Below are 12,021 nucleotides of genomic sequence, written 5' to 3'. Positions count from 1 at the left end.
TACGATGCCGAGCGTGACGCACGACGACGCTCCGCTGCTGGCGGACCTCATGCCGTGGGCCGTCGCACCGCCCCGGCTGGGCCGTGGGTGGCCGACGGCGCCCGACCCGGCGTCCCTGAAAGCACGGTGGGACGCCTTCGTGAAGGCCGAAGGGCCCGACCGCGAGGCGTTGTTCGGCGCCACACGCGCCCGGACGCTCCACTCGGCGGTGGGCCAACTGCCGGGCCAGCCCTCGGGAACGGTCCGGCTGGCCCGCGCGTCGGGTCCCTGCGCGGAGCCGGTACGGGTCCTGCACGGGCCGTTCGACGAGCAGTGGCTGATCCCCGACCACCGGCTGATCGACGCGGCGCGGCCGGAGTTGTGGCGCGTGATGGACGAGCGGCAGCTCTTCGCGGTCGAGCAGGCCCCCGCACCCGACGGGCCGCCTCTCCTGGTCACGTCGACGCTCCCCGTGGTCCTCCCGCAGTCGAAGACCGTGCCCACCGCACGGCCGGGCCGGATCCGCCCCCTGTACCGGCGCCCCGAGGGCCGCGAACCCAACCTGGCGCCGGGCCTGTTGGACCTGCTGGCCAAGCGCCTGGGCCACTCCGCCACGCCCCTCGACGTCCTGGCCTGGACAGTGGCGGTGGCCCGCCCGGGTCCGCGCGGGTGCACGGTGCCACTCACGTCGGACCCCGAACTCTGGGCACGAGGCACCGAGTTGGGCCACCGCATGCTGTGGCTGATGCGCCGCGACGGCGAACGCCCCAAACTCCCCGGCGGCCGCCGCCCGTACGTCCGGGCCCCACTGCCCTCCCGCCCGCTCGAACTCCGCTACGACCGCGACGAGGAGACCCTCCACCTCGACGAGGGCCGCATCTCCCCGGTCCCGCCCTCCGCCTGGGACTTCGAGGTCGGCGGCGTCCGCGTCCTGGACCAGTGGTTCACCACCCGAACCGCCCAGCCGGCCCCCGGCACCCTGGAGTCCATCCGCCCCACCACCTGGCCCCAGCCCTGGACGTCCGACCTCCTGGAGGTCATCACGGTCCTGTCGCTACTGGCGGAACTACGCCCGCAGCAGGCCGAGTTGACGATCGAGTCCCCCATCACGCCGGACGAGCTGCGCAAGGCGGACATCCTCCCGCCGCCGGCCGCGTCCCGCCAACCGGCATCAGTACTGGACCACCACGAGGAGGGCCCGGAGGGCCAGGTCGCGCTGATCTGAGAGATACGGGGGGCACTTCTAGGGGCGCGGGGAACGGCGCAATCTTTTAGGGGCGCGGGGAACCGCGCGACCAGCCCCCACCGGCCCGCAGCTCCGACACGACCCTCCGCGACGCAGTCACGGCCCACTCAGCGAGACGGGTCAAACCCGTCGAGCAACCTCATCAACGCCCGCTCGAACACCGCCTCCATATCAATCGGCCCCGCGTCCTCCATGAACGCCGCCGCCATCCGCGGATACGCCCCGGTGGCAACCTGCCCACCCAAATACGCACCGCGCACCGCGTTCTCCTGCTCCTCCGACCACGGCAACGCCCGCACCCGCTCAACCGTGGCCAACTCATTCCCCACGTACGTCGTCACCACCCCGTTGACCATCGCGATCAGCTCGAACTTCGTGCCGTACGTCCCCTCGAAGGAGTCCAGGCACGTGAGGCAGTGCTCCAGATAGCGCAGGGCGTTGGGGCTGAACCCGTACACCGGCGACATGAGAGCCGGCAGCCACGGATGCCGGAGCATGAGCGCACGCGCCTGATGGGCGACCCGGAGCATGTCGGCCCGCCAGTCCCCCGCCGGCTCCCACAACTCGTGCTCACCACCGACGGCGTCGACCATCAGCTCGTACAGGTCCTCCTTGCGCGGCACGTAGTTGTAGAGCGACATCGTGCCGCAGCCCAGCTCGGCCGCGACATGTCGCATCGAGACCCCGTCCAGCCCCTGCGCGTCCGCGATCCGCACCGCGGCGGCCGCGATGTCGGCCCGGGTGAACGCGGGCCGCGGCCCGCGTCCCGTGCGCTCGGGTCGGGCCCAGATCACTTCGGGTACGTCGGCGCGTCCTGCCATCGGTGTCGTCAGTCCTGCCATCGGTGGATCCTGTCGTCCCCATCGTAGTTACGTACAGCGTACGTAGTGAGGTATGGTCGCACCATGACAACTACGTACGCTGTACTTAGTGAAGGTCTGGAGAAGAGTTTCAAGGAAGTCCGGGCGCTGCGCGGGCTGGACCTGGCCGTGGCGGAGGGCACGGTCTGCGGTCTGCTCGGGCCGAACGGCGCGGGCAAGACGACGGCGGTGCGGCTGCTCACCACGCTGCTGCGGCCCGACGCGGGGTCCGCGCGTGTCGCGGGGCACGACCTCGTCCGGGAGCCGGACGCCGTGCGTCGCGCGATCGGCGTCACCGGGCAGTACGCGTCGGTCGACGGCGATCTCACGGGGCGGGAGAACCTGCGGCTGTTCGCGAAGCTGCGCCGCCTCCCGAAGGCGGCCGCCCGCGCCGACGAACTCCTCGACCGCTTCGAACTCGCCGACGCGGCGGACCGCGCCACGTCCACCTACTCCGGCGGCATGCGGCGCCGTCTCGACCTGGCCGCGAGCCTGATCACCCGGCCCGGGGTGCTGTTCCTCGACGAACCGACGACCGGCCTCGACCCGCACAGCCGCAACCAGATCTGGGAGACCGTGCGCGCGCTGAAGGCGGAGGGCACGACGGTCCTGCTCACCACGCAGTATCTGGAGGAGGCCGACCAGCTCGCCGACGACATCGTCCTCGTGGACCGCGGCAGGGTCGCGCACTCGGGCACGCCCGCCGAACTCAAGGCGCTCATCGGCTCGTACGCGGAGGCGGTCGTCGCCCACGCGGACGCCATGGCCGGCGCGGCGGCCGTGCTCGACCAACTGACGGGCTCCCGGCCCGACTTCGACGGAGAGCGGAACGCGGTCGGCGCGGTCACCACCGACCCGACGCTCACCCTCCCCCGCCTGGTACGCGAACTCGACGCCGCGGGTGTGCCGTTGCTCGACGTGAACCTGCGACCGCCGACGCTCGACGACGTCTTCCTCCGCCTGACCGACGGCTCGGCCGGAGCCGGGACCAGTGACCGCACCGACAGCAAGGAGCTTGTGACATGAGTGCGTTGGCCTACGACGGCACCGCGATGCTGGGCCGTCAGCTGCGGCGGATCCGGCACAACATGGGGCTGCTGATCCTCACCCAGACCATGCCGATCACGATGCTGCTGTTCTTCGGCTATGTCTTCGGCAGCGCGCTCGCGATGCCCGGCGAGGAGTACCGGGCCTTCCTGGTGCCGGGGCTGCTGGTCGCGACGGCGGCCAACGGGATCATGACCGGAATGTTCCAGGCCGCCCAGGACTCTCACCGGGGCGTGATGGACCGCTTCCGTACGCTGCCGATCAGCCGGGCCGCCGTACCGCTCGGGCAGGCGGCCGGGGACCTGGTCGTCACGGCCGTGGGCACGGTGCCGGTGCTGCTGGTGGGGCTCGCGGTGGGCTGGCGGATGGAGGGTTCCGCGCTGGAAGCCGCCGGCGCCGTGGGTCTGCTGCTGCTCTTCCGGTTCGCGACCACGTGGATCGGGATCCTGCTGGGCCTGGCCTCGCGGAGCGAGGAGGCGGCCGGGCAGCTGGGCGGCGCGACGTTCATCCTGCCGCTGCTGTCGAACGCGTACATCCCGACGGACAATCTGCCCGATTGGCTGCGCACGATCGCCGAGTGGAACCCGATCAGCGCGGTGACCACGGCCCTGCGCGACCTGTTCGGGAACGCGCCGGTGCCGACGGACGGCGCCTGGCCGGTCACACACCCCGTCGCGGGGTCGCTGGCCTGGTGCGCGGTGCTCATCGCGGTGTTCATGCCGCTCGCCGTCCGCCGGTACGCGAACGGCGGACGCTGACCGCTCACCCCGGGGCCCCGTCAGCCCGGCCCCTGCATGACAAAGCCCTCGCGCGCGGGACATGATCCCTCGCATGGAGCCGCTTCCCCTGCCCCTGGAGGGCATCACCGTCGTCGCCGTCGAGCAGGCCGTCGCGGCCCCCTTCGCCACCCGGCAGCTCGCCGATCTCGGGGCCCGGGTCGTCAAGGTCGAGCGGATCGACGGCGGTGACTTCGCGCGCGGCTACGACACCGCGGCCGCCGGTCTCGCCTCCCACTTCGTGTGGTGCAACCGCGGCAAGGAGTCCATCGCCCTCGACCTGAAGGACCCGCGCGGCCTGGACGTCGTACGCCGTCTCGTCGCGGACGCCGACGTCTTCGTGCAGAACCTCGCACAGGGCGCGGCCGCGCGGCTGGGCCTGGACGCGGCGACGCTGTGCGCGGCCGACCCGCGGCTGATCGCCGTGGACATCTCGGGTTACGGGGCTTTTGGCCCGTACGCCGAGAAGCGCGCGTACGACATGCTCGTGCAGTGCGAGGCGGGGCTGGTGTCCGTGACGGGAACGGCCGGGCAGCCGGTGAAGGCGGGGATCCCGGCGGCCGACATCGCGGCGGCGATGTACGCGTTCTCGGGGGTGCTGGCGGCGCTGGTGCGCCGTGGCACGACGGGGCGCGGCGGGCCGGTGGAGGTGTCGATGCTGGAGGCGCTGGCCGAGTGGATGGGGCATCCGCTGCACCATGCGATGCACGGCGGCACTCCCCCGGCGCGTACCGGTCTCGCGCACGCCGTCATCGCCCCGTACGACGCCTATCCGACGGCGGACGGCGGGCGGGTGCTGCTGTCGGTGCAGAACGACCGGGAGTGGCGGCGGCTGGCCGAACAGGTGCTTCGGCGGCCGGAGTTGGCGCACGACCCGGCGTACGCGACGAACGCGGCGCGGGTCGAACACCGGGAGCACACCGACGAGTTGGTCGGCAAGGCGCTGGCGCCGCTCATCACCGACGAGGCGGTGGCGCGACTCGAGGCGGCCGGGATCGCGTGTGCGCGGCTGCGGGACGTACGGGAGGTGGCGGAGCATCCTCAGCTGGCGGCGCGGGACCGGTGGCGGGAAGTGGGTTCGCCGGTCGGGCCGCTGAGGGCGTTGTTGCCGCCGATCACGCTGCCGGGCGGGGAATCGGCGCGGATGGGGCCCGTACCCGCGCTCGGGGAACACACCGGGGCGCTGCTGCGTGCCGTGGGGATGACGGACGATGAGATCGCAGCACTGCGCCGGGACGGTGTGACCGCCTGAGCGCGGGTCGGGGTCCTGCTCGGGTTCGGCCGCCTGTCAGCGGCCGAGGCCGCTCAGCGGCCGCCGAACAGGGAACGGCGCAGCCGGCGCAGCGGTGCGAAGAGCGAGACTCGCCTCACTCGCGCGCCCCTGGCGGTGCGGTCGTGCGCGGTGTCACGTGCGGTGAGCTCGCGCATCAGGTCCGTCGCCTCTGCCGCCTCGCGCTGAGGGATGGCGGGGCCACCCATCACCGAGAGATGACGGTCGAGGCGCGAGCTGGTCGCGCTGCTGCCACACGTGATCGCAGGGACTCGCGCCCTGCCACGCACTGTTATCTGTTCCATGTCACTCCCCACCCATACGAGGGCACCCGGCCCGGGCAGGTTAACCCTATCGCTCCCTCTCCACACCCGTGTATCCCGGGCGCGGGATTCACCTTTCCGGTAAGGGTGTTGACGGTTACTCTCCGAATCCAACTGATTCCAGGGCGAGTTGGACAACCGGTGCGGTTGTTGGCTGTGCGGAACCGCCCGACGGCTCGACGGTGACAGCGAGTGATGTCGCGTTCGTGTTCAGCCCGGTGGCAATCAAGGGCGTGTCGCCGTCGAGAAGCCCCAGTGATCGTGGTTTCTCCTCCGGTCGCATGAGCCACAGTTGGTGAACCCTTCCGTTCGAAGGTGTACCCAGTCCGGCCGCGGTCACTACAGCGGTGCGCTGCGAGGCGGACGCGACGACACTCATGCCCTGTCCGTTCGCGTCGCGTCCGGCGCTCGCGCGGGCGTCCGGCGCGGCGAGAACGTGTGCGATCTCACGTGCCTGGGCGCGCTCCTGGGCGAGCTGGTCCTGGGTGCGGGACGCCTGCATGCCGAAGAGCGCAGCGACGACGAGGGCGGCCGCTGCCGTGGTGGACGCGAGCGGGATGAGGAACGGTGAGAAGGGGGAGCGACGGGCACGCGACGGTGCCCGTTCCCCGTACCGGTCCGTGATCGCCCGAGCCGGTGGCTGGACGAAGGCCGCCGGCTCCTGAGGAGTCGTCCGTACGGCCATCAGGACCCGGTCGCGCATCGCGGCCGGCGCCGGGGCGGCCGTGGACCAGGCGAGGCGGACCGCGTCCTCGCGCAGGGCGCGCACCTCGGCGGCGCAGCTGTCGCAGCGCCTCAGGTGTTTCTCGAAACGCTTGTGCTCATGGGGTTCCAGGGCGTCCAGGGCGTAGGGGGCGGCCAGGGAGTGCAGATCACTCCGCCGGAAGAGGCTGGTCATGCGACACCTCCCAGGCAGTCGCGCAACCGCGTGAGTCCGTCGCGCATGCGCGTCTTGACCGTGCCGAGCGGCAGGGAGAGCCGTTCGGCCACTTCACGGTACGTGTAGCCGTCGTAGTAGGCGAGGGTGACGGACTGTCGTTGCAGTGCGGTGAGCCGGTCCAGGCAGCGGCGCACCCATTCTCGTTCTAAGCCCGCCTCGACTTCTTCGGCGACCTGGTCGAAGGCGGGGCCGTTCGAGCGCCGGGCCATGCGCAGTTCGCGCTCTCCGGCGGCGCGGGCACTGCGGACCCGGTCGACCGCCCGGCGGTGCGCGAGGGTGAGGACCCAGGACAGTGCGCTGCCGCGGCCGGGGTCGTAGCGTCCGGCGGACCGCCAGAGTTCGAGGAGCACCTCCTGGGCCACCTCCTCCGACTGGGCCGGATCCCGCACCACGCGGCGTACCAGCCCGAACACCGGCCCCGACACCAGACCGTACAAATCCTCGAAGGCCTTCTGGTCTCCTCCGGCCACGAGCACCAGAAGTTCGTCCGCCTCCACTTGTTTCCCCCTCTCCGGCCATTGAACGGCCCGTCCCATCCTCACGTATTCGGCGCCGGAACGCCTTCGGATGGGGTTACGGATCAACTGCTTGAAAACGCGGGTGAATCCCGAACCAATCCTTCCGAGCCCCCGCTCCGAATGGCGTGCATCAGGCAACACCAACCGACGCGGAACGAGAGCAGGAGCAGATCAGTCGACGGGTCGCTTCTCGCGGACATCACCGCCGGGACACAGCTTTGGGACAGAGGACGGACGGCATGACACCTTTCACCAGCGGGTTCGTGGGACGCAGGAGCCTTGCGACCCTTGTCTGCGGTGCGTTGGCCACCGGCGGGCTCGCGGCCGTCGGCGTGACCGCGCTCGGACCGGGGACGGCGAGCGCGTCCAGCCACCGCGAGGCTCCGCTCATCTCGGGCCAGCCGCAGTTCGACAACACGGACGTGTACGCGTTCGTCAGCCCCGACCATCCGGACACCACGACGCTCGTCGCGAACTGGATCCCGTTCGAGGAGCCGGCGGGCGGGCCGAACTTCTTCACGTTCGCCGAGGACGCCCAGTACGACCTGCACATCGACAACGACGGTGACGCGCAGGGCGACTTCGTCTTCCGCTACACGTTCAAGACGCACGTCAAGAACGACAAGACCTTCCTGTACAACACGGGCCCGGTCGAGAGCCTCGACGACCCGGACCTCAACATCACGCAGACCTACGACATCGAGCTGCTGCAGCTCAAGGACCAGCGCGTGGTCAAGAAGTCGACGTATGCGGACGACGTGCCGGTCGCGCCGTCGAACGTCGGCCAGGCGTCCATGCCGGACTACGCCAAGCTCCGCGAGCAGGCCGTGCACGAACTCCCGGGCGGGGCGAAGACGTTCGCCGGCCAGGCGGACGACCCGTTCTTCCTGGATCTGCGCGTCTTCGACCTGCTGTACGGCGGGAACCTGTCCGAGGTGGGCAACGACACGCTGAAGGAGTACAACGTCAACTCCGTTGCCCTCCAGCTGCCGACCGACATGATCCAGGAGTCGGCCGACCAGCCGATCGTGGGCGTCTGGTCGACGACGCAGCGCAGGAGCGCGAGCGGGGAGTACCGGCAGGTCTCGCGCCTCGGCATGCCGCTGGTGAACGAGGTCGTCAACCCGATCAAGGACAAGGACAAGTTCAACGCGTCCTCGCCCTGGAACGACGGCGACTTCCTGGAGAACGTCACCAACCCCGAACTGCCGAAGCTCATCGAGGCGATCTACAAGATCCCGGCGCCGAAGGAGCCCAGGAACGACCTGGTCGACGTCTTCCTGAAGGGTGTCGAGGGTCTCAACCAGCCTCCGCACGTGCGTGCTTCGGAGATGCTGCGCCTGAACACCTCGATCAAGCCGGCGGCCAAGGAGAAGCGGCTCGGCGTGCTGGACGGCGACAACGCGGGCTTCCCGAACGGACGCCGCCTCGGTGACGACGTGCTGGACATCGCGCTGCAGGTCGTCGAGGGCGAACTCGTCGGCGCCAAGAACGACCTGGGTGACGCGGTCGACAAGAACGACCAGAAGTTCGAGAAGGCGTTCCCGTACGTCGCGCTGCCGACCTCCGGTTCGCGCGGTCCGCTCGCCAAGGGCACGACGGGCACGAACGACGTCCGCAACCAGCTCGGTGACGCCCTGCAGCCCGCGGGCACCACGGGCGGTGTGGCCGGTATGGACGACACCACGCTGATCGCCGTCTCGGCGGCGTCGGGCGCGGCCGGGTTCCTGCTCATCGGCACGGGTCTCCTGTGGTGGCGCAGCCGCCGCCGGGCCTACTGACCCGCACTCCGACTGGCGCGGCCCGCGCGTTTCCGTCCCCCACGGCGCGCGGGCCGCGCCGCTCACCCCGAACCACCGCTTCCATCAAGGAGATTGAGGAGAGGGCATGGCCCCGGGTACGAACGAGGACGCGCAGGAGAAGGATCGCGCGGACGTGACCCCGCCGCCCGAGGGCGAGGACAGGCCCGACCGGACCGACCGGCCGAAGGGGAGTCCGGAGTCCCCGCGGGCGCGGATGCTGCGGCTCGGCGCGTGCGCCGTCGCCATCGCCGTCGCGATGACCGCGGGAGCCGTGGTTCTGGGCAACAAGGACGACGACGGAGTACGTACGGTGGCGTCCGCGCCCGGTGTCGCTCCCGAACTGCTGGCCACCGGCAGCCTCGCCTCCAGCATCTCCGCACTGCAGACCCACCTCAAGGCGCAGCCCAAGGACTACGGCGGCTGGTCCACGCTGGGCGTCGCCTACATCGAGCAGGCGCGCACGAACGGCGATCCGTCCCGCTATCCGCAGGCGGAGCGCGCTCTGGAGCGGTCGCTGAAGCTCGAGCCGGACAACGACCCGGCGCTCGCGGGCCGTTCGGCGCTGGCGGCGGCCCGGCACGACTTCCCCGACGCGCTGCGGTACGCCGACAAGGCGCTGGACGAGAACGCGTACAACGAGCGGGCGTTGTCGACCCGCATCGACGCCCTGGTCGAACTCGGCCGCTACAAGGAGGCGTCCAAGGCCGCCGACCAGGCCGACGCCCGCCGCCCCGGCATCCCGGTCTTCACCCGCTACGCCTACGTACGGGAGCTGCGCGGCGACGTCACCACGACGCGGCGCGTCCTGAAGCAGGCGCTCTCCAGTGCCTCCACCCCCGGCGACATCGCCTACGTGGCGACGGCGCTCGGCCAGCTCTCCTGGCGCGAGGGCGAGTTCAAGACGGCACTGACGTACTTCGAGCAGGCCCTGAGGGCCGACAAGGTGTACCTCCCGGCGCTGGAGGGCCGTGCCAGGGCGCAGGCCGCGAACGGCGACCGCAAGGCCGCGATCGCCGGCATGGAGGACGTCGTGGCCCGCTTCCCGCTGCCCGGCCCGCTGGTCGTCCTCGGCGAGCTGTACGAGGCCCGCGGGGGCGAGGAGGACAAGGCGAAGGCCCGTGACCAGTACGCCCTGGTGAACGCCTGGACCGCGCTGGCCCGGGCGAACGGCGTCAACGCCGACCTCGACACGGCCCTCGCGGCGGCGGACCACGGCGACCGCAAGGCCGCCCTGCGCGCCGCCCGCGCCGAGTGGGAGCGCCGGGAGACCGTCCACACCGCGGACGCGCTCGCCTGGGCCCTGCACGTCAACGGCCGCGACGAGGAGGCCCTCCCCTACGCCCGGCGCGCCACGGCCACCGGCTACCGCGACGCGACGTTCCTCTACCACCGCGGAATGATCGAACAGGCCACGGGCAACAAGAAGGAGGCCCGCAGCAGCCTGTCGGCGGCGCTGAAGCTCAACCCCGGCTTCTCGCCGGTGGGCGCGAAGCTGGCCGAGAAGACACTGACGGCGCTGGGCGGTGCGAAGTGAGCACCGCCCCCGCGCGCGGCCTCCGTTCCCGGCTCGCCCGACAAGTGGCCGTGCGCCGACGCGCGTTCGCGTCCGGTGCGGCCGTCCTGGTGGCGGCCTGCGCGCTCGTGCTGGTCCCCTCCGGTACGGCGTCGGCGCATCCCCTCGGCAACTTCACCGTGAACCGGTACGACGGTCTCGTCATCGGTCCCGGGAAACTGCGGGTCGACCACGTGGAGGACCTCGCGGAGATTCCGGCGACCCAGGCCAAGCCCGCCATCGACAAGGCGGGCATGGAGAGTTGGGCCCGGGAGCGGTGCGAGACGGCGGCCGCCAAGAGCCGGGTGACCGTCGGCGGGGAGGCAGTCGCGCTGACCGTCGGCGAGAGTCTCGCCCGGGTGCGGCCCGGTCAGGCCGGGCTCAACACCCTTCGGGTGGAGTGCCGTTGGACGGCCCCGCTGCCTGAGAAGCCTGAGAAGAACGTGTCCGTGCGCTTCCGCGCCTCCGTGGACGACGGCCCCGGCTGGCGCGAGGTCACGGCGCGCGCCGACCGGATGACCCTCACCGCCTCGGACGTACCGACGAAGTCCGTCTCGGACGAACTGACCAAGTACCCCAAGGAGTTGCTGTCGTCCCCGGCTGACACGGCGACAGCGTCGCTGCGCGTCCGCCCCGGCGGTCCCGCGCTCGTCGAGGAGAACTCCGACGCGCCCGGATCCTCCATCCTGCCGCGCGGCGCCGACCGCTTCACCCGCGCGCTGGACGACCTCGTGTCCCGCCAGGACCTGACCCTCGGCTTCGCCGCGCTCGCCCTGGGCATCGCCGTGCTGCTCGGCGCGATGCACGCCCTGGCGCCCGGCCACGGCAAGACGATCATGGCCGCCACGGCGGCGGCCCGCGGCAACGCCACGATGCGCGACGTCATGCCGCTCGCCATCTCCGTGACCGTCACCCACACGCTGGGTGTGGTCGCCCTGGGCATTCTCGTTGCCGCCGGGTCGGCCGCCGCGCCCTCGGTGATCGCCTGGCTGGGCGTGACGAGCGGCGTCATCGTCATGCTGGCCGGCGCGACCCTCGTACGACGGGCCTGGCGGCAGCGCGGACACGGGCACAGTCACTCCCACGGCCACGGACACGGCCATGGGCACGTTCACGCCCACAGCCATGATCGCGCGCTTGTTCTTGCGCATGCGCAAGGGCACGAGGACCGCCCCAAGGGCGCCCACACACACGGGGACGACCACGAACACGGTGACAAGCAGACGCACGACCACGGCCCGTCCCACACCCACGACCACGACGATTCCCACGCCCACGGCCACGACGCCCCCCACGATCACGGTCACGGCCACCACCCCCACCCGCACACCCACTCCCACTCTCTCAAGCTCAAGGACACCCTTCTTCTCGGCTTCGCCGGCGGGCTCGTGCCGAGTCCCTCCGCGGTCGTCGTGCTCGTCGGTGCCGCGGCGCTCGGCAAGGCCTGGTTCGGGCTGCTGCTCGTGCTCGCCTTCGGGGCGGGGCTCGCGCTCACGCTCACAGCGGCCGGGTTCGCCGTGGTCAAGATCGGCAGCCGGGTCGCGAAGGCGATCGAGAACGGCGCCCGGTGGTCGGGCGGCCGGACCGCGGCCCTGCTCCGGCGGACCGTGCCGATCGGATCCGCGTTCGTCGTGGTGGCCCTTGGGGCTGGATTGGTGTTCAGGGGGGCGGCAACCGCACTCGGTTGAGCTACTTTTGTTCAGAATCG

The 12,021-nt window shown here is 71.3% G+C and carries 11 protein-coding genes; 7 read left to right on the top strand and 4 right to left on the bottom strand.

Translation table 11 applies throughout. From position 1 onward, the window contains the following. The first annotated feature begins 4 nt into the window (after positions 1–4). A complete protein-coding gene (locus tag OG718_RS41375) occupies positions 5–1,204 on the top strand; it encodes a type ISP restriction/modification enzyme (protein WP_328846601.1) in 1,200 nt (399 codons plus the stop codon). Positions 1,205–1,332: 128 nt separating this feature from the next. Here the strand turns inward: OG718_RS41375 and OG718_RS41370 are convergent, their stop codons facing one another. Beyond that, a complete protein-coding gene (locus OG718_RS41370) occupies positions 1,333–2,046 on the bottom strand; it encodes a TetR/AcrR family transcriptional regulator (protein ID WP_143636074.1) in 714 nt (237 codons plus the stop codon). An 84-nt stretch (positions 2,047–2,130) separates the two neighbouring features. On the opposite strand from OG718_RS41370, the gene OG718_RS41365 reads away from it, so the two are divergent. The 3 genes from OG718_RS41365 (at position 2,131) to OG718_RS41355 (ending at position 5,160) form a co-directional block, all read left to right on the top strand. Continuing rightward, positions 2,131–3,111, top strand: a complete 981-nt coding sequence (locus tag OG718_RS41365) for an ATP-binding cassette domain-containing protein (protein ID WP_328846600.1) — start codon at positions 2,131–2,133, stop codon at positions 3,109–3,111. After that, a complete protein-coding gene (locus OG718_RS41360; protein ID WP_143635844.1) occupies positions 3,108–3,890 on the top strand; it encodes an ABC transporter permease in 783 nt (260 codons plus the stop codon). Before OG718_RS41365 ends, OG718_RS41360 begins: the two co-directional genes overlap by 4 nt. A 61-nt stretch (positions 3,891–3,951) precedes the next feature. Continuing rightward, positions 3,952–5,160 carry a CaiB/BaiF CoA transferase family protein gene (locus tag OG718_RS41355; RefSeq protein WP_443055234.1) on the top strand — a complete coding sequence of 403 codons (1,209 nt, stop codon included), beginning with the start codon at positions 3,952–3,954 and terminating at the stop codon, positions 5,158–5,160. Positions 5,161–5,213: 53 nt separating this feature from the next. On the opposite strand, the gene OG718_RS41350 is transcribed toward OG718_RS41355, so the two are convergent. The 3 genes from OG718_RS41350 to OG718_RS41340 form a co-directional block, all read right to left on the bottom strand. Further along, positions 5,214–5,483 carry a hypothetical protein gene (locus tag OG718_RS41350; RefSeq protein WP_143635847.1) on the bottom strand — a complete coding sequence of 90 codons (270 nt, stop codon included), beginning with the start codon at positions 5,481–5,483 and terminating at the stop codon, positions 5,214–5,216. A gap of 115 nt (positions 5,484–5,598) precedes the next feature. Further along, positions 5,599–6,399 (bottom strand): anti-sigma factor, encoded by an 801-nt coding sequence (locus tag OG718_RS41345; protein ID WP_306940805.1) that lies wholly within the window; start codon positions 6,397–6,399, stop codon positions 5,599–5,601. After that, entirely contained in the window at positions 6,396–6,938 is a 543-nt protein-coding gene (locus OG718_RS41340) for a sigma-70 family RNA polymerase sigma factor (protein WP_055616860.1), read from the bottom strand. Before OG718_RS41340 ends, OG718_RS41345 begins: the two co-directional genes overlap by 4 nt. Positions 6,939–7,198: 260 nt before the next feature. On the opposite strand from OG718_RS41340, the gene OG718_RS41335 reads away from it, so the two are divergent. From OG718_RS41335 to OG718_RS41325, 3 genes are all read left to right on the top strand, one after another. Next, entirely contained in the window at positions 7,199–8,740 is a 1,542-nt protein-coding gene (locus OG718_RS41335; protein WP_143635851.1) for a DUF4331 domain-containing protein, read from the top strand. A 106-nt stretch (positions 8,741–8,846) separates the two neighbouring features. Then, complete coding sequence (locus tag OG718_RS41330) at positions 8,847–10,295, top strand: tetratricopeptide repeat protein (RefSeq protein ID WP_328846598.1); 1,449 nt, start codon at positions 8,847–8,849, stop codon at positions 10,293–10,295. A 44-nt stretch (positions 10,296–10,339) separates the two neighbouring features. Further along, on the top strand, positions 10,340–12,001 hold the full coding sequence (locus OG718_RS41325) for a HoxN/HupN/NixA family nickel/cobalt transporter (protein ID WP_328847919.1): 1,662 nt from the start codon (positions 10,340–10,342) through the stop codon (positions 11,999–12,001). Positions 12,002–12,021 lie beyond the last annotated feature (20 nt).

The organism is Streptomyces sp. NBC_00258 (assembly GCF_036182465.1).
Lineage (GTDB): Bacteria > Actinomycetota > Actinomycetes > Streptomycetales > Streptomycetaceae > Streptomyces.
Note: the sequence above shows the minus strand (reverse complement) of the source record. Positions and strands in the feature narration are given on the sequence as shown.

What these genes read in the sequence shown, in the direction of transcription:
- OG718_RS41375 (WP_328846601.1), top strand. Translation starts at nt 5, where the DNA reads ATGCCGAGCGTGACGCACGACGACGCTCCGCTGCTGGCGGACCTCATG.
- OG718_RS41370 (WP_143636074.1), bottom strand. Translation starts at nt 2,046, where the DNA reads ATGGCAGGACGCGCCGACGTACCCGAAGTGATCTGGGCCCGACCCGAG.
- OG718_RS41365 (WP_328846600.1), top strand. Translation starts at nt 2,131, where the DNA reads ATGACAACTACGTACGCTGTACTTAGTGAAGGTCTGGAGAAGAGTTTC.
- OG718_RS41360 (WP_143635844.1), top strand. Translation starts at nt 3,108, where the DNA reads ATGAGTGCGTTGGCCTACGACGGCACCGCGATGCTGGGCCGTCAGCTG.
- OG718_RS41355 (WP_443055234.1), top strand. Translation starts at nt 3,952, where the DNA reads ATGATCCCTCGCATGGAGCCGCTTCCCCTGCCCCTGGAGGGCATCACC.
- OG718_RS41350 (WP_143635847.1), bottom strand. Translation starts at nt 5,483, where the DNA reads ATGGAACAGATAACAGTGCGTGGCAGGGCGCGAGTCCCTGCGATCACG.
- OG718_RS41345 (WP_306940805.1), bottom strand. Translation starts at nt 6,399, where the DNA reads ATGACCAGCCTCTTCCGGCGGAGTGATCTGCACTCCCTGGCCGCCCCC.
- OG718_RS41335 (WP_143635851.1), top strand. Translation starts at nt 7,199, where the DNA reads ATGACACCTTTCACCAGCGGGTTCGTGGGACGCAGGAGCCTTGCGACC.
- OG718_RS41330 (WP_328846598.1), top strand. Translation starts at nt 8,847, where the DNA reads ATGGCCCCGGGTACGAACGAGGACGCGCAGGAGAAGGATCGCGCGGAC.